The sequence below is a fragment of the Leisingera sp. ANG49 genome (genome assembly GCF_059694505.1).
This window is the reverse complement of record NZ_JCATZN010000068.1, coordinates 1-344: the sequence shown is the minus strand read 5'-3', so window position 1 is coordinate 344 and position 344 is coordinate 1. Positions and strand designations below refer to the sequence as shown.

Below are 344 nucleotides of genomic sequence, written 5' to 3'. Positions count from 1 at the left end.
TGGCCGACGACTGGCTATCCGGCAATGACGGTGCTGACGTGCTCTTTGGCGAAAGCGGTGCGGACCTGCTTTACGGAGGATATGGCAGCGACACCCTGGCCGGCGGGAGCGGCCGCGACACCTTGTTTGGGGGGCGGGACAGCGACGTTCTTTTTGGTGGTGGCAGTTCCGATACGCTGAACGGTGACGACGGCGATGACAGCATCAGCGGCGGCGGCGGAAGTGACGTGCTCAGAGGCGGCGAAGGCGCGGACACCTTGGATGGAGATGCAGAGTTTGACGAACTGGCCGGCGGTGGGGAGGGGGACCTGCTGAGGGGCGGGCTGGGCGATGACACGCTGCGC

The 344-nt window shown here is 66.0% G+C and carries 1 protein-coding gene; it reads left to right on the top strand.

The window, feature by feature from the left end; all coding sequences use genetic code 11:
• Positions 1–344, top strand: a 344-nt coding sequence (locus AC58NV_RS23765; RefSeq protein WP_497229333.1) for a calcium-binding protein, incomplete at both ends; no start/stop codon positions are given.